At 72.4% G+C, this 26,277-nt stretch carries 20 protein-coding genes; 12 read left to right on the forward strand and 8 right to left on the reverse strand.

Features of this window, described 5'->3' with window-relative positions:
• Window positions 1-194: 194 nt before the first annotated feature.
• The 4 genes from ccrA to ACZ49J_RS05170 form a co-directional block, all read right to left on the reverse strand.
• Window positions 195-1,514, reverse strand: coding sequence for a crotonyl-CoA carboxylase/reductase (gene ccrA / locus ACZ49J_RS05155; protein ID WP_467448598.1), 1,320 nt, complete (start codon window positions 1,512-1,514; stop codon window positions 195-197).
• An 18-nt stretch (window positions 1,515-1,532) separates the two neighbouring features.
• The gene (locus tag ACZ49J_RS05160) at window positions 1,533-2,492 is read right to left on the reverse strand and encodes an alpha/beta hydrolase (RefSeq protein WP_467448597.1); all 960 of its coding nucleotides are present in this window, start codon (window positions 2,490-2,492) and stop codon (window positions 1,533-1,535) included.
• A gap of 63 nt (window positions 2,493-2,555) precedes the next feature.
• On the reverse strand, window positions 2,556-6,530 hold the full coding sequence (locus ACZ49J_RS05165) for a beta-ketoacyl synthase N-terminal-like domain-containing protein (RefSeq protein ID WP_467448595.1): 3,975 nt from the start codon (window positions 6,528-6,530) through the stop codon (window positions 2,556-2,558).
• Window positions 6,527-8,305, reverse strand: coding sequence for a fatty acyl-AMP ligase (locus ACZ49J_RS05170; RefSeq protein ID WP_467448593.1), 1,779 nt, complete (start codon window positions 8,303-8,305; stop codon window positions 6,527-6,529). Before ACZ49J_RS05170 ends, ACZ49J_RS05165 begins: the two co-directional genes overlap by 4 nt.
• Before the next feature lie 311 nt (window positions 8,306-8,616).
• Here ACZ49J_RS05170 and ACZ49J_RS05175 point away from each other — a divergent pair, with 311 nt between their 5' ends.
• The 9 genes from ACZ49J_RS05175 (at window position 8,617) to ACZ49J_RS05215 (ending at window position 17,828) form a co-directional block, all read left to right on the forward strand.
• A complete protein-coding gene (locus ACZ49J_RS05175) occupies window positions 8,617-10,056 on the forward strand; it encodes an MFS transporter (protein WP_467448592.1) in 1,440 nt (479 codons plus the stop codon).
• Window positions 10,057-10,296: 240 nt separating this feature from the next.
• Window positions 10,297-11,649, forward strand: coding sequence for a cytochrome P450 (locus ACZ49J_RS05180; protein WP_467448590.1), 1,353 nt, complete (start codon window positions 10,297-10,299; stop codon window positions 11,647-11,649).
• A gap of 220 nt (window positions 11,650-11,869) precedes the next feature.
• Window positions 11,870-12,232 (forward strand): DUF1304 domain-containing protein, encoded by a 363-nt coding sequence (locus ACZ49J_RS05185; RefSeq protein WP_467448589.1) that lies wholly within the window; start codon window positions 11,870-11,872, stop codon window positions 12,230-12,232.
• A complete protein-coding gene (locus tag ACZ49J_RS05190; RefSeq protein WP_467448588.1) occupies window positions 12,229-12,804 on the forward strand; it encodes a TetR/AcrR family transcriptional regulator in 576 nt (191 codons plus the stop codon). The genes ACZ49J_RS05185 and ACZ49J_RS05190 overlap by 4 nt, the downstream gene beginning before the upstream one ends.
• A gap of 460 nt (window positions 12,805-13,264) precedes the next feature.
• Window positions 13,265-15,079: a sensor histidine kinase gene (locus ACZ49J_RS05195; RefSeq protein WP_467448587.1), complete on the forward strand. Its 1,815-nt coding sequence runs from the start codon at window positions 13,265-13,267 to the stop codon at window positions 15,077-15,079.
• A 119-nt stretch (window positions 15,080-15,198) separates the two neighbouring features.
• The gene (locus tag ACZ49J_RS05200; protein ID WP_467448586.1) at window positions 15,199-15,618 is read left to right on the forward strand and encodes a roadblock/LC7 domain-containing protein; all 420 of its coding nucleotides are present in this window, start codon (window positions 15,199-15,201) and stop codon (window positions 15,616-15,618) included.
• Window positions 15,615-15,971, forward strand: coding sequence for a DUF742 domain-containing protein (locus ACZ49J_RS05205; RefSeq protein ID WP_467448585.1), 357 nt, complete (start codon window positions 15,615-15,617; stop codon window positions 15,969-15,971). The genes ACZ49J_RS05200 and ACZ49J_RS05205 overlap by 4 nt, the downstream gene beginning before the upstream one ends.
• Window positions 15,952-16,569, forward strand: coding sequence for a GTP-binding protein (locus ACZ49J_RS05210; protein WP_467448584.1), 618 nt, complete (start codon window positions 15,952-15,954; stop codon window positions 16,567-16,569). Before ACZ49J_RS05205 ends, ACZ49J_RS05210 begins: the two co-directional genes overlap by 20 nt.
• Entirely contained in the window at window positions 16,566-17,828 is a 1,263-nt protein-coding gene (locus ACZ49J_RS05215; RefSeq protein WP_467448582.1) for a cytochrome P450, read from the forward strand. Before ACZ49J_RS05210 ends, ACZ49J_RS05215 begins: the two co-directional genes overlap by 4 nt.
• A 43-nt stretch (window positions 17,829-17,871) precedes the next feature.
• On the opposite strand, the gene ACZ49J_RS05220 is transcribed toward ACZ49J_RS05215, so the two are convergent.
• From ACZ49J_RS05220 to ACZ49J_RS05230, 3 genes are all read right to left on the reverse strand, one after another.
• The gene (locus tag ACZ49J_RS05220; RefSeq protein ID WP_467448581.1) at window positions 17,872-19,098 is read right to left on the reverse strand and encodes a cytochrome P450; all 1,227 of its coding nucleotides are present in this window, start codon (window positions 19,096-19,098) and stop codon (window positions 17,872-17,874) included.
• 187 nt (window positions 19,099-19,285) lie between these two features.
• Window positions 19,286-20,395 (reverse strand): NAD(P)-dependent alcohol dehydrogenase, encoded by a 1,110-nt coding sequence (locus tag ACZ49J_RS05225; protein WP_467448579.1) that lies wholly within the window; start codon window positions 20,393-20,395, stop codon window positions 19,286-19,288.
• 27 nt (window positions 20,396-20,422) lie between these two features.
• Window positions 20,423-21,880 carry an aldehyde dehydrogenase family protein gene (locus tag ACZ49J_RS05230; RefSeq protein WP_467448578.1) on the reverse strand — a complete coding sequence of 486 codons (1,458 nt, stop codon included), beginning with the start codon at window positions 21,878-21,880 and terminating at the stop codon, window positions 20,423-20,425.
• A gap of 116 nt (window positions 21,881-21,996) precedes the next feature.
• Between ACZ49J_RS05230 and ACZ49J_RS05235 the strand changes: the two genes are divergently transcribed.
• Together ACZ49J_RS05235 and ACZ49J_RS05240 are read left to right on the forward strand one after the other, a co-directional pair.
• On the forward strand, window positions 21,997-22,425 hold the full coding sequence (locus ACZ49J_RS05235; protein ID WP_467448577.1) for a MarR family winged helix-turn-helix transcriptional regulator: 429 nt from the start codon (window positions 21,997-21,999) through the stop codon (window positions 22,423-22,425).
• A 236-nt stretch (window positions 22,426-22,661) separates the two neighbouring features.
• The gene (locus ACZ49J_RS05240) at window positions 22,662-23,048 is read left to right on the forward strand and encodes an anti-sigma factor antagonist (protein WP_467448576.1); all 387 of its coding nucleotides are present in this window, start codon (window positions 22,662-22,664) and stop codon (window positions 23,046-23,048) included.
• Between the two features lie 131 nt (window positions 23,049-23,179).
• On the opposite strand, the gene ACZ49J_RS05245 is transcribed toward ACZ49J_RS05240, so the two are convergent.
• A complete protein-coding gene (locus ACZ49J_RS05245; RefSeq protein WP_467448575.1) occupies window positions 23,180-24,133 on the reverse strand; it encodes a ribose-phosphate diphosphokinase in 954 nt (317 codons plus the stop codon).
• A 224-nt stretch (window positions 24,134-24,357) separates the two neighbouring features.
• Between ACZ49J_RS05245 and otr(A) the strand changes: the two genes are divergently transcribed.
• Window positions 24,358-26,241 carry a tetracycline resistance ribosomal protection protein Otr(A) gene (gene otr(A), locus ACZ49J_RS05250; protein WP_467448573.1) on the forward strand — a complete coding sequence of 628 codons (1,884 nt, stop codon included), beginning with the start codon at window positions 24,358-24,360 and terminating at the stop codon, window positions 26,239-26,241.
• The last annotated feature ends 36 nt before the right edge of the window (window positions 26,242-26,277 follow it).

A 26,277-nucleotide genomic window follows, 5' to 3' on the forward strand; every position in this document is an offset into this window, starting at 1 on the left:
CGAGCAAGGGGCGGGCAAGGGAGTCGCACTCATGCGTACGCACCGAGAGCCGACCCCATTGCGATCGCGTCAACCCCCGGCGCCGCAAAGGAGCTTATAGGGTAGGCGAGCGAGATGATCAACCACTCCGCCGCCCGTCCGTCAAGTATTGGTCACCCTCCGCCCGAGTTCCTCATGTCGACAACTCCCGCCCCTCACCTTCGCGGTTGTGTACGAGTGAGCCGCCCCCGCCGTTCCGGGTCGGTGACGCCGAGGCCGGTCCGGGGCGCGAGGGCGAGGACGCCGACCTTGCCGAGGTGGGCGTTGTCCTGGACGAGCCGGGCGGCCTCCGCGGTCTCGGCCAGCGGGTAGGTCGCGGTCAGCGCGGGCCGGAGGTGGCCGATGTCCAACAGGCGCCCCACCGCGGCCTGTTCCCGCAGGTTGGCGCCGTGGCTGCCGATGACCCGCTTCAGCCGCATCCACAGGTAGCGGTTGTCGAACTCGTGCGCGTAGCCCGAGCTGGAGCCGCACGTCACGACGGTCCCTCCGCGCCGTACGACGAAGACGGAGGCCCCGAAGGTGGCGCGGCCCACGTGCTCGAAGACGATGTGCGGGTCCTCCCCCGTCTCCGCCCGGATCCGCCGTCCCAGCCGCTTGCCCACGGCGATCGGGTCGGCCTGGGCGTCGCCGGTGAGGCCGATCTCCTCCCGGTTGATCACGACCTGGCAGCCGAGGCCCCGCACGTACTCGGCCTTCGCCTCGCTGCTGACGACACCGACCGCGATGCCCCCGCCACCGCGCACGAACTGGATCGCGTACGCGCCGAGTCCGCCGGCCGCGCCCCAGATCAGCACGACGTCGCCCTGGGTCATCCGGGCGCCCCGGTCGGAGACGAGCATGCGGTACGCGGTGCCGGCGCACAGCGGGTTGGCGGCGGCCTCCTCCCAGGTCAGATGGGCGGGTTTGGGCAGGAGCTGGGTGGTGCGCACCACGGCGTAGTGGGCGAGGCCCCCGTAGTTGGTCTCGAAGCCCCACGCCACCTGGCCGGCGTCCATCATGCCGTCGGCGTGCGTGGCCGGGTCCTCCTCGTCGACGGACACGGGGCTGACGACGACGTGGTCACCGGCCCGCCACCTGCGCACCCCGGACCCGGTGCGCACGACGACGCCGGACGCGTCGGAGCCGACGACGTGGAACGGCTGGTCGTGCCGGGCAGCCCAGCGGTCCTGGCGCGCGTAGTGCTTCAGGAAGGTGAAGGTCGGGATGGGCTCGAACATCGCCGACCAGACGGTGTTGTAGTTGATGCCGCTCGCCATGACGGCCACGAGCACCTCGTTGGGGGCGAGTTCGGGCATCGGGACCGGTCCGACGTGGATCGTCTTGCGGACGTCCTTGTCGGCGACTCCGGTGAAGCCGCCCACGTCCTCCTTTCTCAGGTGTGCGGCGGTGAACCGGTCGGGCAGGGGCAGTCGCTGGAGTTCGTCAGCGGTGGCTCCGGCCACGACGGCCTCGGCAAGGGGGTCGAGGGGCTCCATGAGTGTGTCCTCCTTCGGTCAGCTGAGGCCGAGGCCCGTGGCGAGCATCGGCCACGACGCCCGGAACTCCTGCTGCCAGTACGGCCACGCGTGCGCGCCGCCGCTGTAGAAGTGGGTGGTGGCGGGGACGCCGAGCGCGCCCAGCCGCGCGGCGAACCGCTGCGACTGCTCCCACAGCGTCCCTTCGAGCAGCGCTCCTTCGAGGTTGTCGGGGGCGCCGCCGGACTGCCCGCTGCCCTGGGAGAGGTACAGCGCGGTGCCCCTGAGGGCGGCGGCCAGGGTGTAGGGGTTGTGCCGCTCCCAGTTGGTGCGCTGGAGCACCGAGGCCCCCCACAGGGTCAGCGGGATCAGTGACTCGCGGGCGACGATCGCGCTCATGACGAGGGGCATGCGGGGGGCGAGGGTGTCGAGGATGCCGCTGTACGAGGCGGCCGCGGTGAAGAGGCCCGGGCGCCGGGCGGCGAACGCGAACGCGCCGTAGCCGCCGGTCGACACACCGGCGACGACGCGCCGGGTGCCCGCCCGGTAGGTGGTGCGCAGCAACTCCATGACCTCGTCGACGTGGAACGTCTCGTAGTCCGGGGAGCCGAGCCCGTAGTTCCACCAGTCGGTGGGGATGCCGGTGGGCCCGGAGGACGGCATCACGGCGATGACGTCCTTGTCGGCGAGGAAGGCCGCGATGTCGGTCTCCCGTGTCCAGGACGTGTAGTCGTCGTGCGCGCCCTGGAGGAGGTGCAGGACGGGCCAGGTCCGGGTGGGCTGCGCCGCGTACCCGGTCGGGAGAATCACCCGAACGGGTAGGGACGCGCCGACGGACGGGGACGCGACCGTGAGGTCGACGGTCCGCGCGTCGAGCCACCGCTCGCCGGTGATGCGGGCTCCGGCGCCCGCCGCGGGAGTGGCCGCGACGGCAGGGGCGACGGTCGCGGCGGCCGCCGCGAGAAGGACGGATCTGCGCGTGGGTCGGGGCAGGGGCATGGGGTGGTCCTCGTCTCTTTCCGGGCTTTCCGGGGGGTGCCGGGCTTTCCGGGCCCGTCACCGTCAGGCGTCGGCCAGGTCCCGTCTCAGGAGCCGCGCGAGGGTGTCGACGACGGGTGGGTCGAGCAGGGCGAGGTGGTGGCCGGGCAGCGGGGCCACGGTGAGGTCGGCGCAGTGCGCGTCCCAGCCGAGGGCGGCGTCGTCGCGCTCGTAGCGGGTGTCGCGGACGGTGTGCGGGGCCGGCCCGCTCGCCCGGTAGAGCAGCGTCCTGCCGTCGTACGGCGCCGGCTGGTGCCGCTCACCGCTGCGCAGGTCCAGGTACGAGGTGCGCTGGTGCTCCAGCACGGACGGCGGCGGGTCGACGGCCTCGGCTAGGAGTTTGAGGACGAGGTCGATGCGCTCGGTGTCGTCCAGGGCGGCGAGTTCGTCGTGAGGGAGACGGAGCGGGGTGCCGTAGGCGCGCTCCACGTACGCGGCGAAGCCCTCGAAGTGGCTGCGCTCGATGTCGCCCGGTGTCACACCGGCCGGTGCCGGCAGCGGCAGCACCGAGTCGAGCAGGACGAGGGCGGACACGGTGCCGTGGGCGGCGAGCCGGCGGGCGGCCTCCTGCGCCACGAGTCCGCCGTACGACCAGCCGCCCACGATCCACGGCCCGTCGGGACGCAGTTCCCGGACGCGCCGTGCGAACTCCGTCGCCCTGCCGGGTACGTCGTCGGGGTCGGGCTGCCGGTCGAAGCCGTACACCGGGCGGTCGCCGTCGAGACGTTCGGCGAGGCGGGTGTAGACGCCGGAATCGCCGCCCGCCGCGTGGCAGAGGAAGAGGGGGGTGCCGGGGCCGTCGGCCGGAAGCGTGCGGAGGGGGGCGGGCGCCCGGAGGAGGTCCGCCACCGCCCGGAGGGTGCCGCGCCGCAGCATCACCCCGGCTTCGAGCGTGACCCCGAACTCCCTCTCGACGGCGGACCGTATCCGCACGGCGGTCAGCGAGTCGAGGCCGAGGTCCGTGAGGGGCGTGTCCGGGTCGAGCCGGTCCGGGCCGAAGCCCATCACCCCGGCCACGCACCGCCGCAGCCGGTCCAGCGGACCGGTCGCCGCCGGCCGCTCGGCCTCGGCCGGGGGTGCGTCGGCCCGCTCCCCGAACCAGTGACGGCGGTGCCGCCAGCGGGGCGACGGTACGTCCACGACGCGGCCGCCCAGCCGCTCGCGCAGCTTCGGCGCCGGTACGCCGTGGACGAGGAGCGTGGCGAGGGAGGTGCGGAAGGTGAGGGCGTCGTCGGTGTCCTTGCGCAGGGTGGGGACGACGAGCGCGTCCTCGGGCAGGGTGTCGCCGAGGGGATGCGACTGCGTCGGGTGCGGGGCGACTTCGAGGAAGACGCGGTGCCCGTCCTCGGCGGCGGCCCGCACGGCGTGCAGGAAGCGCACCGGATTGCGCAGGTTGGCGACCCAGTAGGCGGTGTCGTACGGTGCCGGGTCCCGTGGATCGTCCAGCACCGTCGAGTAGCGCGGGCAGCCGGGCGCCGTGGCCGGTACCTTCCCCAGAGCCCGGGCGAACTCCCCGAGCAGCGGCTCGACGTGCACCGAGTGTCCGGCTCCGGAGACCTTCATGGGCCGGGCGAACCCGCCTTCCGCCGTCACCCGCGCGACGAGCGCGGCCACGTCCTCGGCCGAGCCTGTGACGACGCTCTGCACCGGGGACGCGTGCACGGCCACATCGAGGGTCGGCAGGTCCCCGGCGAGGGCGTGGATCCGGTCGGCAGGGCGGTCCACCACGGCCATGGCCCCGCCGGTCAGCCGGTCGAGGAGCCGGGAGCGCAGGGCGACGATCCGCGCCCCGGTGTCCTCGTCCAGCGCCCCGGACACCACGGCCGCGGCGATCTCGCCCAGGGAGTGCCCGATGACGGCGGCGGGGCGCAGGCCGTAGGAGCGCCACAGCGCGGCGAGGGCGACCTGGACGCCGTACAGCACGGGCATGACGGTGGCGGGTGACGACAGGTCGGCGTCCGGGGCGAGGCCCTCGGTGAGGGAGAGGTCCGCGTGGCGCCGCAGCAGGGGTTCCAGGCGGGCCACGGCGTCGGCGAACGCCGGTTCGGTGGCGAGGAGTCCGCGTCCCATTCCGGGCCACTGGGAGCCGTAGCCGGAGAACACCCAGACGGCGTCGCCGTGTCGTCCCTCGCCGGTGACGACGTGCGGGGAGGGTTCGCCCGCGGCGAGGCGCCGCAGCGCCTCCGCCGTCTCCTCGCGGTCGCGGGTGACGAGGGCGGCCCGGTGGCCGCCGCGGGGGGTGCGGCCGGCGAGGGTGTACGCCACGTCGCTGTCGCTCGCGCGCGGCGGCAGCCGGTCGGCGAGTTCGGCGGCGTGGGAGCGGACGCGGTCGCGTGTCGGGCCGTCCAGGAGGAGCAGGGCGGGGGCGGTCGGGCCGGGCCGCGGGGACCGGCGTGAGCGTCGTGCTCCCGGCCGGTGTTCGGTGAGCACGACGTGTGCGTTGGTGCCGCCGAAGCCGAACGACGAGACGCCGGCGGTCGCCGTGCCGCTGTAGCGGGGCCACGGCTCGCGGGAGGTCACCACGCGCAGGCCCAGCGCGTCGAGGTCGGCGTGCGGTCCTGATTGGGTGAAGTGCAGCTGGGGCGGGATCTCACCGTGGTGCAGCGCCAGGACGGTCTTGATGAGCCCCGCGATTCCGGCGGCGGCCTCCAGGTGGCCCAGGTTGGTCTTGGCGGAGCCGAGGAGCAGGGGCTGGTCGAGGTCGCGGCCGCTGCCGAGCACCGCGCCGAGGGCGCCCGCCTCGATGGGGTCGCCGAGTGCGGTGCCGGTGCCGTGTGCCTCGACGTAGTCGACGGTGGTCGGGCCGGCGTGCGCCTCGGTGAGCAGGGCGCGCTGGGCGTGGGCGTTGGGGGCGGTCAGGCCGTTGGAGCGGCCGTCGGAGTTGACCACCGAGGCACGGACGACCGCCAGCACGCGGTCGCCGTCGCGTTCGGCGTCGGCGAGCCGCTTCAGGACGACGACACCGCAGCCCTCGCCGCGCACGATCCCGTCCGCGCGGGCGTCGAACGCCTTGCACCGGCCGTCCGGTGCGAGCGCGCCCGTCCGGTGGAAGGCGAGGGTGACCGCCGGGGTGAGCAGGAGGTTGACCCCGGCGGCGAGCGCGGTGTCGCACTCCCCCGTCCTCAGGGCCGCCACCGCGTGGTGCACGGCGACCAGCGACGACGAGCACGCCGTGTCCACGGCCATGCTCGGGCCGCGCAGGTCCAGGGCGTACGACAGGCGGCCGGCCGCCACGCTCAGGGCCCCGCCCGTGGCGGTCCAGGCGTCGGGGGCGGTGCTGGTGAGATGGGCGTACTCGTTGCCGCTGATACCGACGAAGACTCCGGTGCGCGTGCCGTGGACGCGCACCGCCGCGTGGTCGAGCGCCTCGCGGGTGACCTCCAGAAGCATGCGGTGCTGCGGGTCCATGGCGGCGGCCTCGTGCGCGCCGATCCCGAAGAACTCGGCGTCGAAGCCGGCGACATCGGTGAGGAACGCGCCGTGCCGTGGTGCTTCGCCTGCGCCCGGGAAGGGGTCCCAGCGCCCGTCCGGTACGGTGCCGACGGCGTCCCGGCCGTCGGTGAGGAGCCGCCAGTACGCGCCGGGCGAGTCGGCGCCTCCGGGGAAGCGGCAGCCGAGGCCGATGACGGCGACGGGGGTGTCGGCGACGGGAGTGCCGGCCGGAGAGTCCTGTGTCGTGGGTCGGCCGGGCGCAGGCCCGTCGGTCACAGGCCCGTCGGTCACAGGCCGGTCGGGGGCGGCCCCGCCCGCCCGCTCCCCGCCCAGCCGCGCCGCCAGCGCTTCGATCGTCCCGGCCTCCCACAGCAGCGTGCTGGGCAGCCGCCGCCCGGCGCGGTCCCCCAGCAGCGCGGCCAGGGCGACCGCGTCCCGCGAGGTGAGTCCGAGTTCGGTGAGCGGCCGGTCGTCGGCGATCTCGTGCGCGGCGAGCCCGTACCAGGCGCACAGCCGCTCGACGACCACGGTACGGACCTCACCGGGGGTCAGGGCCGTGGCGGTCACCGGGGACCGAACCCGCCGTCGAGGAAGCGGGCCCGGCTGGCGGCCCGCGCCACCTTTCCGCTGCTCGTCCGGGGCACCGCTCCCGGTGGTACGAGCACGAGGGCGCCCAGCCGCAGCCCGTGGCGTGCCGACACGGCGCCGCGCACGCGGACTTCGGCCTCCCGGCGTTCCCGCGGGGTCGGTGCGGTGTCCCGGCGGTGTTCGGCGACCACGACGAGTTCCTCACCCGCGTCGTCCGGGCGGGGCACGCCGAAGGCGGCGAGGCGGTCCCTGCGGACCATGGGGAGGGCCGTCTGGACGGTCTCCTCGACGTCCTGCGGGTAGTGGTTGCGGCCGTCCACGACGAGCAGGTCCTTCAGACGGCCGGTGACGAGGAGCCGGCCGTCGTGCAGGGCGCCGAGGTCTCCGGTGCGCAGCCACCCTTCCGGCTCGCCGAAGGTGTCGTCCGCGTCGCGTTTCCAGTAGCCCAGTCCGATGTTCGGCCCGCGCAGCCTGATCTCCCCGACGTGGCCCTCCGGGAGTTCGCTCCCGTCGGGCCCGGTGATCCGTACCTCCTGTCCGACGGGGGCGCCGCAGGACACGAGAACGGTCGCCCCCGGGTCCGCCGACTCCTCGACGCGTCCGGCCGCGAGCGCGTCCGGGTCGCAGGGCACGGTGGCCGGCGGCGCGGGGCGCGCGTCGGCCGTCACGAACACGGTGGCCTCGGCGAGCCCGTACGCCGGGCAGTGGGCGACCGGGTCGAGCCCGGCCGGGCCGAACGCGGCCTGGAAGCGTTCCACCGTGCCGGGCCGGACCGGCTCGCTGCCGTTGATCAGTACCCGTACGCGGTCGAGGGCCAGTTCGTCGGCCAGATCCGGATCGGTGCGGGCCACGCAGTAGTCGTACGCGAAGTTGGGCGCGGCGCTGATCGTGCCCTCGTACGAGCCGAGGAGGCGCAGCCAGCGGGAGGGGTCCGCCAGGAACGCCGCGGGGTCCATGAGGACGGACGGGAAGCCGCCGACGACGGGCGCGGCGATGCTCAGTACGAGGCCCATGTCGTGGAAGAGGGGCAGCCAGCCGACCGTTGTCGCGGTCTCCGGGTCGGCGACGAAGGCCTCGATGGCCTGGTGCGCGTTGGCGACGACGTTGGCGTGGCTGATCATCACACCGGCGGGGGTGCGGGTGGAGCCGGAGGTGTACTGGAGATAGGCGATGTCGTCGGGGTTCGGCGGGGGGTCGGCGGGCACGGAGGGACCGGTGGGCGCGTCCTGGGCGTCGTGTCCGGGGTCCGGGCTGACGGAAGGGGTTCGACCGGCGGAGACCCGGTCGGCGGGGAGTCGGTCGACGGGGACGACCGGCGGCTCGGGGAGACCGTAGTCCCGAAGGAAGTCCCGTACGGAGTCCGCCGTCCCCGTGTCGGAGAGCAGGCAGGCGGGTTCGCAGTCGGCGAGGACGGCGGCCAGTCTGCCTTCGTGGCCCGGCAGTTGGGGGCCGAAGAGGGGGACGGCGATCACCCGGGCGTACAGGCAGCCGAGGAAGGCCGCCGCGTAGTCGAGGCCCTGGGGCAGGAGGAGGGCGGCACGGTCGCCGGGGGACGCGCCCGCGGTCGCGAGGCGTCCGGCGACCGCTCGGGCACGGGCGTCGAGGGCCCGCCAGCCGAGGGTGCGGTGCGCTCCCGGAGAGTCGGGGGCCGGGAAGTCCACGTGGGTGAGGGCGCGTTGCTGCGGCCGGTGGCGGGCCCAGTGCCGCAGATGGTCCGTCAGTAAGGCCTGGGGGGCGGGCCGAGCGGAAGGCATGGCGGCTCCAACTGACCGGAACGGTCGAACCGTTGTGGGCGTAGGGAGTTGTCGGGGGTGCGGAGCTTCTCGCGTGGGGGTGCTGTGGCGCGGGGGTGCTGTCGCGCGGGAGAGCTGTCGGTCGTGGCGCGGTGCACCAGGTTCCGCCGTCGGGTGCCGGTGGGGTTAGACGACGTGCTGACAGTTCGTCTCGCCGGTTCTGTCAGCTCGCTGACAAACGCGGATCCCGATTCGGTGCTCGGGGGCAGAGCCGCGGTGCCGTCCCGCCCCCGAGAATTCCTGCCACCACACCCGCGGTGAAGGGGGCGACGGTGGGACGTGCACGGTTGTTCGCGCTGCTGGCGCTGCTCACGCTGACCGGTTTCGTCACGACGCTCGACAACACGGTGATCAACGTGGCGCTGCCGACCGTACAGCGTGAACTCGGCCTGTCGGTCACGGATCTGGAGTGGGTGGCAGCCAGTTACGTGCTGAGCTTCGGCGCGCTGCTGCTGCCGGCCGGACGGCTGACCGACCTGCTCGGTCGCCGCTCGGTGGTGGCCGCGGGGATCGTGGTGTTCACGGTCGCCTCGGCCGCGGCGGCGCTCGCGGACAGCGGGGGGACGCTCATCGCGGCGCGGACGGCGCAGGGCGTGGGTGCGGCGCTGGTCGTTCCGGCCTCGCTGGCCGTCGTGGCCGCGGATCTCCCCGCGCACCGGCGATCCACGGCCGTCGGGTTGTGGACGGCGGCTCTGGCGGTGGCGCTGGCGCTCGGCCCCGTGGTCGGCGGGTACGTCACGGAACGGTGGTCCTGGGAGTGGGTGTTCGCCCTGAACGTCCCCTTCGGTCTGCTGACGCTGCTGCTGGTGCCGGCGGTCCCGGTCCCGCCCCCGGAGAGCTCCGCGGCGCCGCTGCGCGGAGGGCTGGACCTGCCCGGTGTGTGCTGGTCCGTGCTGGCGTTGTACCTCCTCACCTACGGCCTGGTGCGCGGCGGCGAGCACGGGTTCACGACCACACCCGTGCGGCTCTGCCTGGGTGTCGCCGCCCTCGCCGCGTGTGTGTTCGTGGTCGTGGAGGTCAGGGCCGAGCGCCCGCTGGTCGACCTGCGGCTGCTGAGCGACCGGTTCCTCACCGGCGGGGTGCTCGCGCAGATGCTGTGGGGCATCGGCGTCAACGGCGTGTTCTTCTTCACCGCTCTCTACCTCCAGCGCGTCCTCGGCTTCTCCCCGACCAGGGCGGGCCTGGCCTTCCTGCCGCTGGCCGGCGCGCTGCTGCTGTGCACGCCGCTCGCCGAGCGCGCCGCGCGGACGCTGGGCGCGCACGTGTCGATCTCCGCCGGGCTGGGGCTGGTGGCGGTCGGGCTGCTCTCCGTGTCGGGGACGGGCCGGCGCGCCGGGTACTGGGACGTGCAGCCGGGGTTGCTGCTGATCGGGGCGGGGTCGGCGCTGACCACTCCCCTGACGGTGCGTTCGCTGCTGCGGGTCCCCCAGGCCCGTACAGGCATGGCCACCGGACTCCTCAGCGCGGCACGGGAGGTGTCGGGGGTCTTCGGCGTGGTCCTGGTGGGTGTGGTGCTCACCCGCCGCGAACGCTCCGAGCTGCGCGCCGGAGCGGATCCCCGCAGCGCCTTCCTGGAGGGCTACGACCTCGGGCTGCGGCTCGCGGCGTGCTGCGTCCTGGCCGGGGCGGCGGTCACCCTCCTCACCCTGCACCGACGGGGCCGGCACCGGCGGGTGGTGGCGCGGGTACGGCTGCCGAGCCTCACCAAGTGAGGAGCCGGCCCTTGTGAGGAGCCATTGCCCTGGTGAGGAGCCGGCGCCAGCCCGGAATGGGGCGTTCGGGGGCGGCGGCGGCCGGACTCGTCTTCGCGCGGGCGAACAGCGCATGGTTACCCACGACGTCCACGCGGCAACCTGCGATGCCCCAGTGGTCATGGACACGTATGGGGCCGGTGAGGAAGCGGGAAGTCATAGACGCGCTGGGATCACCCTGAAGAAAGCCGGTGAACCGTCGTGACAACCACCGCGCCTCCCCCCATACCCAGGGCCGCGGGCTCGCTCCCGCTGCTGGGTCACGCGAAGCCCCTCATGCGCGACAACCTCGGCTTCATCGCCTCCCTACGGGGCTATGGCCGTCTCGTCGAGATCCGCATCCCCAAACCGATGATCGTCGTCAACGACCCCGCCCTGATCCGTACGATGCTGGTGGACCTCGGTCCGACGCTCGACAAGGGCCGCTTCTTCGAGAAGATGGGCCAGCTGCTGGGCGACAGTGTGGTCACCGCGGCCGGCACCGAACACGTCCGCAAACGGCGCCAGTTGCAGCCCGCGTTCAAGCAGAGCGAGATAACCGGGTACGTCGACCTGATGCGCGAGCAGGTCACCCGGACCACGGCCGGCTGGCGCGCCGGACGCGTGCTCGACGTGCGCGAGGTGATGGTCGAGTTGTCCCTCGACATGCTCGCCGCGACGGTGTTCTCGTCCAGCATCGACAAGAGCGCCTTCGACCGGCTGCGACGCGACCTGTCCGTGGTGATGAACGGTGTCGGCACCCGCATCATGCTGCCCGACTGGGCGGAACGGCTCCCGCTGCCCGCCAACCGGCGGTTCGTCGCGGCCCGGGACGCGGTGCGGACCACGATCGGCGAGGCCGTGGACGCGCTGCGCGCCTCCGGCCGCGACACCGGGGACATGCTCTCCCTGCTGCTTCGGGCGACGGACGAGGAGACCGGCGAGCCACTGACCGCCCATCAGATCTGTTCGGAGATCCTGACGTTGGCGGTGGCCGGGACCGAGACCACGGCGTCGGTGCTGTCCTGGGTGCTGTACGAGCTGGCACGCGCCCCGGAGGTGGACGAGCGGGTACGCGCGGAGCTGGCGGAGGCCGTGGGCGAGCGCCCCGTGGCCTTCGCGGACCTCGCCCGGCTTCCGTATCTGGGCCGGGTGATCACGGAGGCCTTGCGGCTGCACCACACCGGCTGGCTGGTCACCCGCCGCACGCTGCGACCGACCCGCCTCGGCGACTGGGACATCCCGGCCGGCACCGAGCTGGCGTACTGCCAGCACGCCCTCCACCGGGACCCCGCGCTCTTCCCCGACCCCCTGTCCTTCGACCCGGACCGCTGGCTCGACGACAGCCGACCCGCCCTGCCCGACGGGGCGTTCCTGCCCTTCGGCGCGGGCAAGCACAAGTGCATCGGAGACCGGTTCGCCCAGGCCGAGCTGACCACGGCGATCGCCACGATCGTCCGGGACTGGCGCCTGGAACTCGCTCCGGGACAGACGGTCCGCCCCGTGGCACGGGCGACCGTACGGCCGAGCACCCTGCTGATGACGGCCCGGCCGCGGGCGACGGCCCTCTCGTAGAACCGGATCGCGGGCCCCCGCTCCCGGACCGTCCTCGATGCGGGGCCGCCGCTCCCCTCACGGCCGGTCCTCGATGCGTTCGCGCCGCACGGTCACTTCGTGATCACCCATGCCCGCAGCCAACGGCCGGGTCCGACGCTCCTCACTTCGTGGACAGGTGTCCAGCTATAGTGGACACCTGCCCATGAAGTGAACGAACGTACGACGGAGTCCGCAGACGATGGAGATATTCGCGAACGTGCTGGTCGCGCTGGTGGCTGCCCTGCACGTGTACATCCTGGTGATGGAGATGTTCCTGTGGCAGAGGAAGCCCGGGTTCGGGTTCCACGGGTTCGATCCGGAGATGGCGAGGCGGACCGCCGCCATGGCCGCCAACCAGGGGCTCTACAACGGCTTTCTGGCGGCCGGACTGGTGTGGGGGCTGGTCGCCGGGGACCCGACCGGCTTCCGGGTCCAGGTCTTCTTCCTCTGCTGCGTGATCGTCGCGGGTGTGTACGGCGCCGCCACCGCCAACCGCCGCATCCTCGTCGCCCAGGCGCTCCCCGGCGCCCTCGCCCTCGCCGCCGTCCTCGTCGCCCAGTGACCCCGGGCGACCGGCCATCGGCCCCGGAGGATCCCCGGGCCGCCCGCACCCGCGCCAGGCTGCGCGAGGCCCTGCTCGACGAGTGCGCCCGGCATCCGCTGGCCGACCTGAGTGTGGCCGCGCTGGTCCGGCGGGCGGGGGTGGGCCGGGCCACGTTCTACCTGCACTACACCGACCTGGAGGCACTGGCCGTGGACGCCTGTGCCGACTTCGTGCGCGAGGCCGTGGAGGCCCTGCACGCGTGGCGGGGCCGCCCCGACCCGGTGCGGGCACCAGCGTCCCTGCGGGAGTTCTTCGCCGGGCTCGCGCCGCACGCCGGCCTGTACCGCGCCCTGCTCACCCCGGGGGGCGGCGGCCCGCTCGGCCGCGTTCTCCACCGTGACCTGCGCGCCTACAGCCTCCGCGAACGCGAACTGGCCGGTGCCGCCGACGCCCCGCTGGTCGCGTCCGCCGTGGCGGCGACCTTCACGGGGGTCCTCGCGGACTGGCTGCACGGCCTCATCGACGCGGCGCCGGACGACATCGCCGACCAGTCGTGGCAGTTGCTCGTCACCCTCCACCGCAGCCGGTGAGGGGGCCGGGGGCACGCACCGGGCCTCGGAGGCGGGCACGTCGGTGATCGGTACGCGGTCGCCGTTCTCGGCTCCGTCCGGCCGGTCGATCTGACGCACCGTCCTACAGGTTGGCCGGAAACAGGCCGATCCGTCGTCGCCGACACGCCGTAACAACAGTGGTTCCGTAGGTGCCGACCAGCCCGCGACGACGTGCCGGTGGACGTTCACGGTCGTCAGGGGCGAGGGAGGCACATCCGCTCGCTCTACCATGTCGCGCCCGCCGGGGTGGCAGCTTCACGTCGAAATAGTGTCCTGAGCAAACTATGCGGCTCGTCGGATCTCGGCGCGGTGATGGATGACTAGCATGAGCAAACGCCTACCGGACGATCGTCGTCCTCTTGGCGCATCTCCGTCTGTCCGCGGCCGTGCGCTCGGCCGCTTTGTTCTTTTCTGCCGTCAAAGGACCGAGGACCGCTGAATGTCAGTGCCTTCACCGCTCAGCCAGCACCGGTCAGGGAAGGCGCCCCACGCCTCACGCCTCATACCCGTGGCCGTGCTGGTGGTGAGTGCGGCGGCGGCTGGAACGGCGGTCGCGGCGGCGCCCACGAGTGCCCGCACCTGGGCGATGACGTCAGTGCTGGGCGCTTGGCTGTGTGTGGCCGTCACCGTTGTCGTCAGTGCGTCGCTGGTCCGGCGCTCGCACCGGTCCGCCGCGGCTCAGGCAGCCGAAGCGGGCCTGCTCGAGGCGCAGTTGGCGCAGCGGGCGGCCGAGTCCGCGCATCTGGTGAACGTCACCTTGCCCGCCGTCGCCGCACGGCTGCGTGAGGGAGTGAGCGCGAGTGACACGCTGACGAGCGTGACGCAGCCGTCCGACGCACAGCTGCGCAAGCTCATGCACGCGTTCTCCACCGCGGTGGAGCAGGACGTCAAGAGTGCCGAGGCCCTGGACTCCGAGCGACGGCAGGCTCAGGAGGAGCTGACCCGGATCGCCGCCGAACTGGAGCGGCTGACGAAGGAGACCCTCCCCGCCGCGCTGACGCAGCTACGGGAGGGAGGTTCCGCCGACACGGTCGTCGCCGACCTGAAGCTGCCGCAGGTTCCTCTGCTGCGGGCCCCGGCCGAATCGTTCATTCGGGAACTGGCCCACAGTGAACGGCGGGCCGCCGCCGCGCAGGCCGCCTCGGCGAAGGCCCTGAGCCGGGTCCAGGCCAAGGCCGTCAGCATGCTCGCCGATCTGCGGGAGATGCAGGAGCGCCACGGCGAAGAGGTCTTCGGTGACCTGCTGAAGCTGGATCACAGCACCTCGCAGCTGGGCCTGATGACCGACCGGCTGGCGCTGCTCATGGGCGGCCGTTCCAGCCGGGCGTGGAACAAGCCGATCGTGATGGAGAGCATCCTCCGGGGCGCCGTGGGCCGGATCGCCGCATACCGGCGCGTCCGGCTGCACTGTTCGACGAACGCCGCGATCTCCGGGTTCGCCGCGGAAGGCGTCATGCACCTGCTCGCCGAACTGGTGGACAACGCCGCCAACTTCTCGCCGCCGATCGACGAGGTCCACGTGTACGTCGAGGAGCGCAGCGCCGGAATCGTCGTCACGATCGAGGACAGCGGCCTGAAGATGGCGGACGCCGCGATGCGGCGTGCCGAGGAGGCGGTGACGGGGCGGATGACGGACCTCGCCTCCTTGCAGGGAACGCGCCTCGGTCTGGCCGTGGTCGGGAGGCTGGCCGTCAAGTACGGCATCAGCGTCAACTACCGGCCCTCGTCACGCGGCGGCACCGGCGTCGTCGTCCTGCTGCCCCCGCAACTCCTCGCCCAGCAGCGCGAACCCGCGCCCCAGCGGACCGCGCCACCTCCCGCGGCGGCGGCACCGGCGCTCACGCCCACCGGCGTCGCGCAGGGCACGGCGGCCGGACCGCCCGACCCGGCGGCGCGGCCGGCCGCCACGGTCCGGCCCGCTGCCAGTACGGAGCTCCCCGAGCGGCACCGGACGGAACCCGCCGGGCGGGAGACGCGCCGCGGTCCCGTGGCCTCGACCTCGAACGGCCTGCCCGTCCGTGCCCCCGGCCGCACCATGGCCGAGGCGGAAGCCGAGCGGGAACGGCGCAGGGCGACGGCCGATGCCGCCGCACCGGTCGAGCGGCAGACGGGGGAACGCCCGGCGACGCGCGACGCGGGGTCGCTGTTCGGCGCCTTCGATCGCGGGCGCCGGTCCGGCACCGGGGACACCGGATCGTGGGCCCGCCCCGACCACGGTCCCGACTCCGATCCCGAGCCGCCGACCAGCCCGTAAGCCCCCTCTCCCCCATCACGGCGCTCGGGGTCCTGGCGCCGACGCCCTGCTCGCATTCCCGAGGATTGGAGGAACGGGCCGGTAACCCGACAGCCGGGCCTACCGTCCCATCACTCACCATGCAGACCACCGACAACAGCCTCACCTGGCTCCTGCAGAGCCTTCTGGAGCGCACTCCGGGTACGCGACACGCCCTGGTCCTGTCCCGGGACGGCCTGAAACTGTGCTGGACCCAGCACCTGACGCTCGACCAGGCCGACCAGCTGGCGGCACTCTGCTCGGGGATCCAGGCCCTGGCCCAGGGCGCGTCCGTGGAGTTCGGAGACGGCACCGGTGGTGTCCGCCACTCCATGACCATGTTCCACGGCGGGCTGCTCTTCATCGTCGAGGCCGGCGAAGGGGCACATCTGGCGGTCGTCGCCGAGGAGGACGCCGACCCCGGGGTGGTGGGTCACCAGATGACCGAACTGATCGACAAGATCGGTGAGCATCTGCGGGCCGAGCCCCGCCTGGGCGCCCAGGCGAACACCTCGTCGTGATGCGCAGGCCCGTGGACACCGGTGATCCGGACCGGCTGTACACCGTCACGGGCGGACGCAGCCGCGCCGACGACACCTTCGATCTGGTCACTCTCGTGGTCAGCGAGTGCGAACCCACCGCCGGAATGCAGTCGGAGCACGCCCGGATCCTCGAGCTGTGCCGCCATCCGACGGCCGTGGTCGAGATCGCCGCGGAGCTGCGGCTGCCGATCACGGTGGTGCGCATCCTGCTCGGTGACCTCCTCACCACCAGCAGGATCACCGCCCGCCACCCGCGCGCGGCGCGGTCCGTCGCCTCGCTCCCCGATTCCGCCCTTCTCCAGGAGGTGCTCCATGGGCTCCGCCGCCTCTGAGCTGACGTCCCGGCGTACGCCCCTGGCCGACGCCGCCGAAGCAGGCCTCAAGATCGTCATCGTGGGCGGATTCGGCGTCGGCAAGACGACCCTGGTCCGCTCGGTCAGCGAGATCCGGCCGCTCAACACCGAAGAGGTGATGACCCAGGCCGGTGTCGGCGTCGACGAGACGGACGGGGTGGCCGCCAAGACCACCACCACCGTGGCGTTCGACTTCGGGCGGATCAGCCTCAACGAGCGCATGGTCCTCTACCTCTTCGGCGCTCCGGGGCAGGAGCGCTTCTGGTTCCTGTGGGACCGGCTCTTCTCCGGCACACTCGGCGCGGTCGTCCTGGTCGACACACGCCGGATGGACGACTCCTGGTACGCGATAGACCGGCTGGAACACCACCGGACGCCGTTTGTGGTGGCCGTCAACCGCTTCGACGACGACCCGTCCCGGTACTCCCTGGACGAGATCCGCCAGGCGCTCGCCCTGCCCGGGGACGTGCCGCTGATCGAGTGCGACGCGCGGGTCAGGTCGTCCGGCAAGGACGTACTGATCACCCTCGTGCACCACCTCTACGAACAGGCCATGACCCGGGAGACGACACCGTGACCGACACCGGATCCACCTCCGCGCACGCGGCCGTCGAGGGCTGCCCCGCCCACCCGGGCGCGGTGCGCCTGGCCGGTCTGGAGTACCAGCAGACACCGTCGCAGCTGTATCGCACCCTGCGCAGGGAGCACGGCGCGGTGGCTCCCGTGCTGCTGGACGGGGACGTTCCCGCCTGGCTGGTCCTCGGCTACTCCGAGGTCGGCTATGTGACGGCCCACGACGAGCTGTTCGCACGGGACTCGCGGCGCTGGAACCAGTGGGAGAACATCCCCGCGGACTGGCCGCTGCTGCCCTTCGTCGGATACCAGCCCTCGGTGCTGTTCACCGAGGGCGCCGAGCACCAGCGGCGGGCCGGAGTGATCACTCAGGCCCTGGAGGACGTCGATCAGTTCGAGCTGGGCCGTGACTGCCGGCAGATCGCCGACCGGCTCATCACCTCCTTCGCGGGCAGCGGGCAGGCCGAGCTGATGAGCGCCTACGCCCACGCCCTGCCGATGCGGGCCGCGGTCCAGATGTGCGGGATGCCGCACACCGGCACGGACACCCAGCAGCTCGTGGACGACCTGCGCATCTCCCTCGACGCCGCGGAAGGAGACGACCCGGTGGCCGCGTACACGCGGGTCGGGGAGCGGATCCAGCAGCTGGTGAAGGAGAAGCGGACCACACCCGGAGCCGACGTCACCTCGCGCATGCTGCTGCACCCGGCCGGGCTGACCGACGAGGAGGTCGTCCAGGACCTGATCTCCGTCATCGCCGCGGCACAGCAGCCGACCGCCAACTGGATCTGCAACACCCTGCGGCTCCTGCTCACCGACGAGCGCTTCGCCCTGAACGTCTCGGGCGGCCGGCTCAGCGTCGGCGAGGCGCTGAACGAGGTGCTGTGGCTCGATACACCGACGCAGAACTTCATCGGCCGCTGGGCCGTGCGCGACACCCAGCTCGGCGGACGGCAGATCAGGGCGGGAGACTGCCTCGTGCTGGGGCTCGCCGCGGCCAACACCGACCCGCAGATCTGGCCCGACGGGCACGTCGGCGCCGAGAACGCCGCACACCTGTCCTTCAGCAACGGCGAGCACCGGTGCCCGTACCCGGCCCCGCTGCTGGCCGACGTCATCGCCCGTACGGCGGTCGAGACCCTCCTGGAACGGCTGCCCGACCTCGTCCTGGCCGTGGAGCCGCACGAGTTGAGCTGGCGCCCCTCCATCTGGATGCGCGGACTGACCGCACTGCCCGTGCGGTTCACGCCGGTGGTGCGGTAGACCGCCCCACCGGCGCGGTGACGGCAGGACACCCTGCGCGTGGTCAGCCCGTGACGGGTGTGAAACGCACCGGCAGGGACGACGGTCCTCGGGTGAAGACTCCCTGTTCCACGGGGTCGAAGCCGTCGGCGAGCCGCACGTCCGGCATGGCGTCGAGGAGCTGGCCGACTCCGGTCTCGACCTCGGCCTTGGCGAGCAGCGCCCCCACGCAGAAGTGCCGGCCGAGCGCGAAGGCGAGGTGATCGGCGGCGGCCGAGAAGGCGGTCGCCGTCGTCAGGTCGTCGCGGAAGATGTCGAAGCGGTCGGGGTCCGCGTAGCGGTTCTCGTCCCGGTTGGAGGCGCCGATCAGGCAGGTGACGGTGGCGCCGGCCGGTACGGTGCCGCCGCTGAGCGCGACCTCGGTGGCGGACTGCCGCATGATCATGTGGACGGGCGGTGTGTAGCGCAGCGTCTCGGCGAAGGCCCGGGCGATCAGCCCGCGGTCCTCCCGGACGGCCGCCAGCTGCTCCGGGTGCTGCAGGAGGTTCGCGAAGATACTGGCGATCGCCTTGTCGGTGGTCTCACCGCCCGCGGCGAGCAGCAGGCTGCAGAAGGCCTTGATGTCCTCGTCGCTCATCCTCACGCCGTCCACCTCCGCGGCGCAGAGCGTGGACAGCAGGTCGTCACCGAGGTTCTCCCGGCGGTCCCGGATGATCGGGACCATGTACTCGGCGAACTCCACCCGGGTCCGTTCGCCGGCCGCGGTCACCTCCGGGTCGCCCGAGAGGTTGCCGAGGAAGGCGATGACGGAGGTGTACCAGCGGTGGAACCGGGTGTGGTCGGCCTTGTCCAGGCCCAGCATGTCCGCGATCACGTTGACGGGGAAGCGGGTCGCGTAGTCGGCCACCAGGTCGACGGATCCGGTGTGCCGGAAGGCGTCGATCAGCTCACGGGAGTTGCGCTCGATCACGGGAAGGAACCTGCTCTGCAGATCGCTGCCGCGGAAGGCAGGGGCGACCAGTGCGCGCCGCACCGCGTGCTCCCGCCCGCTGAGCGAGAGAATGGTCTTGCCGTGGACCGGCTCGATCTGCCAGGTGTAGTTGTCGGTCGTGAACTCCCCGTTCTTGTCCTTGAAGACGCGCTCCACGTCCTCGTAGCGCGAGATGATGTAGCTCTGGGTGGCCTCGTGCCAGATGAGGGGGGCACGTTCGCGCATCACCCGGTAGGCCGGATAGGGATCGGCGGCGAACTCGGGCGAGAGGATGTCGGGGGCCTGCTGCGCGGTGGACATGAAACTCCCTGAGATCAGCAATGGGCGTTCCGCACAAGGCTATTGATCATTCGGGGTGTCGGGACAGGCGAGTCCCGGCCCGTCGCGCATGTCCGCTCCCCCGGCGAGCCGCCGAACGCCGTGTCCCCCCCTCTGAGGAGGCAGGGAGATGCGGACGTCCGGCGGCTCGCCGGGGGCGGGGTGCGGGTCAGAACGTCAGGACGGGCTTGATGGCCTTTCCGCCGCTCATGTCCGCCACGGCCTGGTCGATGTCCTCGAACGTGTAGCGGCTGATCAGGCGGTCCAGTGGCAGCTTGCCCTCCTTGACCAGCTGGACGAGGACCGGGATGGCGGTCTGGGTCTCGTTGTCGCCGAGGGTGAGGCCGACGACCCGCTTGCCGCCGAGCATCCCGTTGACGTCCAGGGACACCTCGGTGCCGAAGGGCGGGGCGCCGACGATGACGAGGGTGCCGCGCAGGGCGAGGGAGTCGACGCCCTTGCGCAGCACGGCCACGCTGCCCGTCGTCTCGACGACACCGTCGGCGCCCTGGCCGCCGGTGATGTCCATGATGGCCTCGGTGATGTCGGCGACCTCGTCCGCGTTCACGGTGTGGGTGGCGCCCAGCTCCCTGGCGAGTTCGAGGCGTTCGCCGACCCGGTCGACGGCGATGACGGTGGTGGCGGGGGTCAGCGCGGCGGCCATCACCGCGGAGAGGCCGACGGCTCCGGCGCCGAGGACGACGAGGGTGCTGCCGGCGCGCGGCTCCAGCACGTTCCAGACGGCGCCGACACCCGTCTGGACACCGCAGCCGAGCGGGGCGATGGAGTCGAGCGGCACGTCCGGGTCGACCTTGACGAGGCTGCGCTCGTCGACCAGGGCGCGCTCGGCGAAGGAGGACTGGCCGAAGAAGTGGCCGCCGAGCGGCTCGCCGCCGCGGCTGATGGTGCTGCTGCCGTCGGCGCGGCGGCCGGAGAGCAGGTTCAGCGGCAGCCAGGCGGCGCAGTAGGCGGGGTGACCGTCACGGCAGTTGCGGCAGCCGCCGCAGGAGGTGAACGACAGCAGGACGTGGTCACCGGGGGCCACGCCGGTGACGCCCGGGCCCACGGCCTCGACGACTCCCGCGCCCTCGTGGCCGAGGACGCCGGGGAGCGGGAAGGGCAGTCCGCCGCTCGCCACTCCGAGGTCGGTGTGGCACAGCCCGGCGGCGACCATGCGGACGAGGGCCTCGCCCTGCCCGGGCTCCTCCAGGACGACCTCGGACAGGGTGAAGGGGGCTCCCCCGGACTCGACCACGGCGGCACGAGTGGTGGTGGACATGAATGGAACTCCTCTGCGGGGAGGCGCTCAGTCGAGCGAGACGACGACGGACTTGACCTTGGTGTAGGCCTCGAGGGCCTCGGGTCCGTACTCGCGGCCGAAGCCGGAGGCCTTCACACCGCCGAAGGGCACGGCGGGGTCGAGCATCGCCCAGTCGTTGACCCAGACGATGCCCGCCTGGAGCCGGTCGGCGACGCGGTGGGCGCGGGCGAGGTTCGTGGTCTGGATGCCCGAAGCGAGCCCGTACGGCGTGGAGTTGGCCATCGACACGGCCTCGTCCTCGGAGTCGAAGGGCTGCACGGTGAGGACCGGGCCGAAGATCTCCTCCTGGACGACCCGGGAGTCGTTCGTGAGGTCGGCGAGGACCGTGGGCTTGTAGTAGAAGCCGCCGCCCAGGTCGAGGCGCTCGCCGCCGCACACCACGCGGGCGCCCTCCTTGCGGGCCAGTTCGACGTACTCCTCGACCTTCTTGAGGTGCTTCTCCCCCGCCATCGGCCCGACGACGGTCTCGGGCTGCCGGGGGTCGCCGACGGGCACACCGGGCACGGCCTCGGAGAGGATGCCGAGGACCGTCTCGTAGACGGGGCGGGCCACGAGCAGGCGCGGGCCGCCCATGCAGAACTGGCCGGTGTTGAAGACGAAGCCCTTGATGATCGCGCCGATCGCCTTCTCGATGTCGGCGTCGTCGAAGACGATGTGCGCCGCGTTGCCGCCGAGCTCCATCGTGACCGACTTCAGGCCCTCTCCGGCGACGCTCGCGGCGTGCCGGCCGACCGCGGTGGAGCCGGTGAAGGCGATCTTGTCGACGCCGGGGTTGCGCAGCAGCGCCTCGCCGGCGACCGGTCCCGTGCCGGTGACGACGTTGTACACGCCGTCCGGGACGCCGGCCTTCTTGAGCAGCTCCGCCATGTACAGGGCGCTGAGCGGGGTCTCCTCGGCGGGCTTGTGCACGACCGTGTTGCCGGCCGCGAGGGCCGGGCCGATCTTGGAACCGGCGAGGATCAGCGGGAAGTTGAACGGTGTGATCGCGGCGACCACACCGATGGGGCCGCGCCGGGTGTAGGCGAGGCCGTTGAGGGGGGTGTCACGGGTCGCGCCGTCCAGGGTCCAGGCGAGGGAGGCGTAGTACTCGTAGTCGTTGGCCGCGTTGGTGACGTCGACCGCGTGGCACAGCGTGATCGGCTTGCCGACGTCCCGGCTTTCCAGGGCTGCGATGTCGTCCGCGTTCTCCCGGATCAGCTCGGCGACGCGGTGCAGGATCCGCCCGCGCTCGCGTCCGCTCAGCCCGGACCAGGTCCCCTTGTCGAACGCCTCGCGTGCGGCCCGTACGGCGGCGTCGACGTCGCCCGCGCCCGCCTCGGCGACGGTCGTGACCACCTGACCCGTGGACGGGTCGATCACGTCCGTGCGTGCCCCGTCAGCTGCCTCGAGCCACTGTCCACCGATGAACAGCCGCCCGGGCTCGCTCTCGAAGGTGGTCGTCATTGCCCACTCCTCAGCCTTGATCCAGCCTTGATCGCTTAGTCTTCAACAAACAGGATTCCTGTTGGTTCGCAGTTTCATTACACACAGGTTTCCTGTCAATGCCTTACGCTGAACGCATGGTCGGCACCAAGGCACCTCCCAACCTCCTCTACATGGTCAAGCAGGTCGAGCTCGTTGTCCGCTCACACCTCGACGACCTGGTGAAGCCGGCCGGGATCACGGCCCTGCAGTACACGTCGCTCACCGTCCTGGAGCGGCACGACGGCCTGTCCGCGGCCCAGCTGGCACGCGACTCGTTCGTCACCGCGCAGTCGATCGCGGATGTGGTCCGCAGCCTCGAGAACCGCGGGCTGGTACGACGGGAGCGCAATCCCCGCAACCGGCGCGAGCTGCTCATCCTGCTGACCGACGAGGGGCGCGAGCTGCTCGCGCGGTTCGCCGAGCCCGTGCGGAATCTTGAGGAACGCATGGTCAGGGACCTCACCGCCCATCAGGCCGACCAGTTCCGCCAGGCCCTGTCCAAGGCCTGGCACGCCCTGTCCTAGCTCCGGCGCACGCCCCGTCGCAGAACGGGCACGCGACGTGCCGGACGACTCGCGTCGCAAATCGAAGACATATGTCAATCGAACATGCTGAAATTCACCCCTACGGGGGTAACTTGCAGAGCGAGGAACGGTTTTGCCATCGCGGGGACCCGGTGACACGTGCAGGCTCGCCTGACGTGTCATCCCGGCCCCCGGTGACGTGAGAGCCCTGCCGTGAGGGAGCCGGATGGAGGCGAATGTCGGTGCGTGACGACCCCGAGCCGCCCCTCAGGCATCTGCGTGTCCGTGGGGAGCACGGGCACACCGTGCTGGAGTTCCACGGCGAGATCGACATCGTCGCCGCGCAGGAGATCATCCCGTACCTGGACTCCGCGACCGCGCGCCCGCAACCACTGATCGTGATCGACCTGCGGCCCGTGGAGTTCTTCGACTGCTCCGGGCTGCGTCTGCTGTACCGGGCCCGGCGCCGGGTCCTCGCCCAGGGCGGACGGCTCCACCTGCTGTGCACGCACGAGCTGACCCTGCGCGTCCTGAAGGCGACCGGCCTGGCCCGCCTGCTGCCGCCGTCGGCATCCCTGGAGGAGGCCCTGGCCCGTCCGGAGGCCACGTCGGGCACCTTATGACCGGGGCACGCGACCGCCTCCCGCGGCGCGAGGCCCCCGTGTCACCTCGACCCCCTCCCCTTTTCCCCCTCCTTCCCTCCCCTTTTCTCCCTCCCCCCTCCCCCGTCTCTCCCCGCTTCTCCTCCTCCGGTCTATTCGCCCGCGGGCGCGTCGAACAGGGCGCTGACGGACTCGCCGTTGTGGATGCGGCGAACGGCCTCGGCAAGTGCCGGGGCTATGGAGAGCACCCGCAGCTTCTCGGTGCGTTCCTCGGCCGGGATCGGCACCGTGTTGGTGCACACGATCTCCAGAACGTCGGGCTGTTCGCCGATCCGCTTCAGGGCCCCGGCCGCGAACAGGCCGTGGGTACACGCCACCCGAATGGAACGCGGCCCCAACTCCCGCAGCCGCCCCAGGAGTTCGATAACGGTGCTGCCCTTGGCGATCTCGTCGTCCAGGATGATCACATCCCGCCCCGCGACCTCGCCGATCACCGAGCTGATGCTGACCCGGTCGTCCGCGAACCGCTGTTTGGCGCCCGCGGCGACCTGCGCGCCGATCATCCGGGCGAATGCCGCCGCCTCCTTGGCGTTTCCCAGGTCCGGCGAGACGACCGTCGTGCGCGACAGGTCGTACTGCCGGAAGTGCGCGGCCAGTTCGCGCAGCGCGTGCAGGTGGTCGACGGGAACCGAGAAGAAGCCGTGCACCTGCGGCGAGTGCAGCGTCATGGCGAGCACGCGGCTCGCGCCCGCCGCCACCATCAGGTCGGCCACGAGCCGGCCGCCGATCGAGATCCGGGGCGCGTCCTTCTTGTCGGACCGGGCGTACGAGTAGTGCGGCATCACCACGGTGATGCGTCCCGCGGACGCGCCGCGCGCGGCGTCGCACATCAGCAGCAGCTCGACCAGGTGCTCCTGCACGGGGGCCACCAGCGGCTGCACCAGGAACACGTCACGCTCACGGCAGTTGGCCTGGAGCTGGACCTCCAGACAGTCGTTCGCGAACCGGCTGACCCGGGTCGGCCGGAGCGGGACTCCCAGATGCGCGCAGACCTCCTCCGCCAGCTCGGGATGGGCACTACCGCTGAACACGGCGATGTCACGCACGGTCCGCTCCTCGCATGAGCATGATCATTACGGGTTGCGCGCCTCATGCTACTGGCCGTGCCCCACGCGTCCCGGCCCGGGAAATTCGGTTGCGGAGGGTCACCGGGGGCACGCCATGATGGCGGCGACCGTACTGCCGAACCCCGGGAGACCCCGAATGCGCCGACTCCTCGGAACACCCCAGCGCCCCCACTGGCTCACGGTTCCCGAGGACTCGACCACGCATGCACACCCCGCACACCCTGAACATCGGCATCCTGGCCCACGTCGACGCCGGTAAGACCAGCCTCACCGAGCGGCTCCTCTTCGACGGCGGCGCCATCGACCGGCTCGGCAGCGTCGACACCGGCGACACCCGCACCGACGACGGGGAGATCGAGCGCCGGCGCGGCATCACCATCCGCTCGGCCGTCGCCGCCTTCACCGCCGGCGACGTCCAGATCAACCTCATCGACACTCCCGGGCACTCCGACTTCGTCGCCGAGGTCAAGCGTGCCCTGGAGGTCCTCGACGGCGCGGTGCTGCTGCTCTCCGCCGTGGAGGGCGTCCAGGCCCGTACCAGGGTCCTGCTGAGGACCCTGCGCAGGCTCGGCCTGCCCACGCTCGTCTTCGTCAACAAGATCGACCGGAGGGGCGCCCGCGAGGAGGGCCTGCTCGACGACGTCCGCCGCCTGCTCACGCCGTACGTCGTACCGCTCACCCGGGTCGAGGACATCGGCACCCCGCACGCCCGCGTCGTACGGCGCCCCCTCACCGCCCCGGACGTGGCCTCCACCCTCGCCGAGGTGGACACGGGCATCCTCACCGCCCTCGTGGACGGCCCCGCGCCGACCGAGGACGACCTGCGGACCGCGCTCACCGCCCGCACCGCCGACGGCTCGGTGCACCCGCTGTTCTTCGGGTGCGCACTGGACGGACAGGGAGTCGCCGAACTGGTCCAGGGTGTGGTCCGGTTCGTTCCCCGGCCCCAGCAGAGCGAGGCCACCGACACCCCCCGGGGCACGGTCTTCGCCGTACGGCCCGGCCCCGGCGGCGAGCGGAGGGCCTATCTCCGCCTGTACGAGGGCGAGGTGAGGAACCGTCAGCGATTGACCTTCGTGCGGCGCGAGGCCGACGGACGCACCACTGAGGTGCCGGGGCGGGCCCTGGACCTCACCGTCGTCGGGCGGCCCGGGGCCCCGTCCCTCACCGCGGGCGACATCGCCGAGCTGCGCGGCGTGCCCGGCATCCGCGTCGGTGACCGGCTCGGCGATGTCTCCGGCCGTGCCCCGCAGTTCAGCGCGCCGACCCTTCAGACCCTGGTGCGGGCGCGGCACACCGAGCAGGCGGCGTCCCTGCGGTCCGCGCTGCTCACCCTGGCCGACCAGGACCCGCTGCTGCACGCCCGCCCCGCGGGTTCCGGCGCCACCGCGCTGCTCCTGTACGGCGAGGTGCAGAAGGAGGTCCTCGCGGCGACGCTCGCGCAGGACTTCGGGATCGAGGCGGACTTCGAGCCGAGCCGTGTGCGGTTCCTGGAGCGCCCGGCGGGCACCGGTGAGGCGTACGAGGAGATGCCGTGGCTCGACCACACGCGCCACTGGGCCACGATCGGTCTGCGCGTGGATCCGGGACCGCGCGGTTCGGGCGCGGTCTTCGCGTACGAGACCGAACTCGGCGCCCTGCCCCGCGCCTTCCACCAGGCCATCGAGGACACGGTCCACGCGACGCTGTCCTCGGGCCCGCACGGGTGGGCGGTGACCGACTGCCGGGTCACACTCGTCCGGTCCGGTTTCTGCGCGCCGGTCAGCACGGCGGCCGACTTCCGCGGGCTCACCCCGGTCGTGCTGCGCGGGGCCCTCCAGCGGGCGGGCACGTGCGTGTACGAGCCGTACCACGCCTTCGAGGCGGAGCTTCCGCTGGACGCGCTGGCCCCGGTGACGGCCCGGCTCGCCGCCTGTGGCACGGAGTTCGGGGAGACGACGGGCGGCCGTACCTCGTGGCTGGTGACGGGCGAGCTCCCGGCCCGGCACGTGCGGGAGGTGGAGCTGGCCCTGCCGGGGCTCACGCACGGCGAGGGCGTGTGGTGGTCGCGGCCGTCGGGTGACCGGCCGCTGAGGGCCGAGCGGTAGCGCGGAGGCCGCCTCGGCACGATCCCGTACGGCGGG

The organism is Streptomyces sp. NPDC030840 (genome assembly GCF_055572015.1).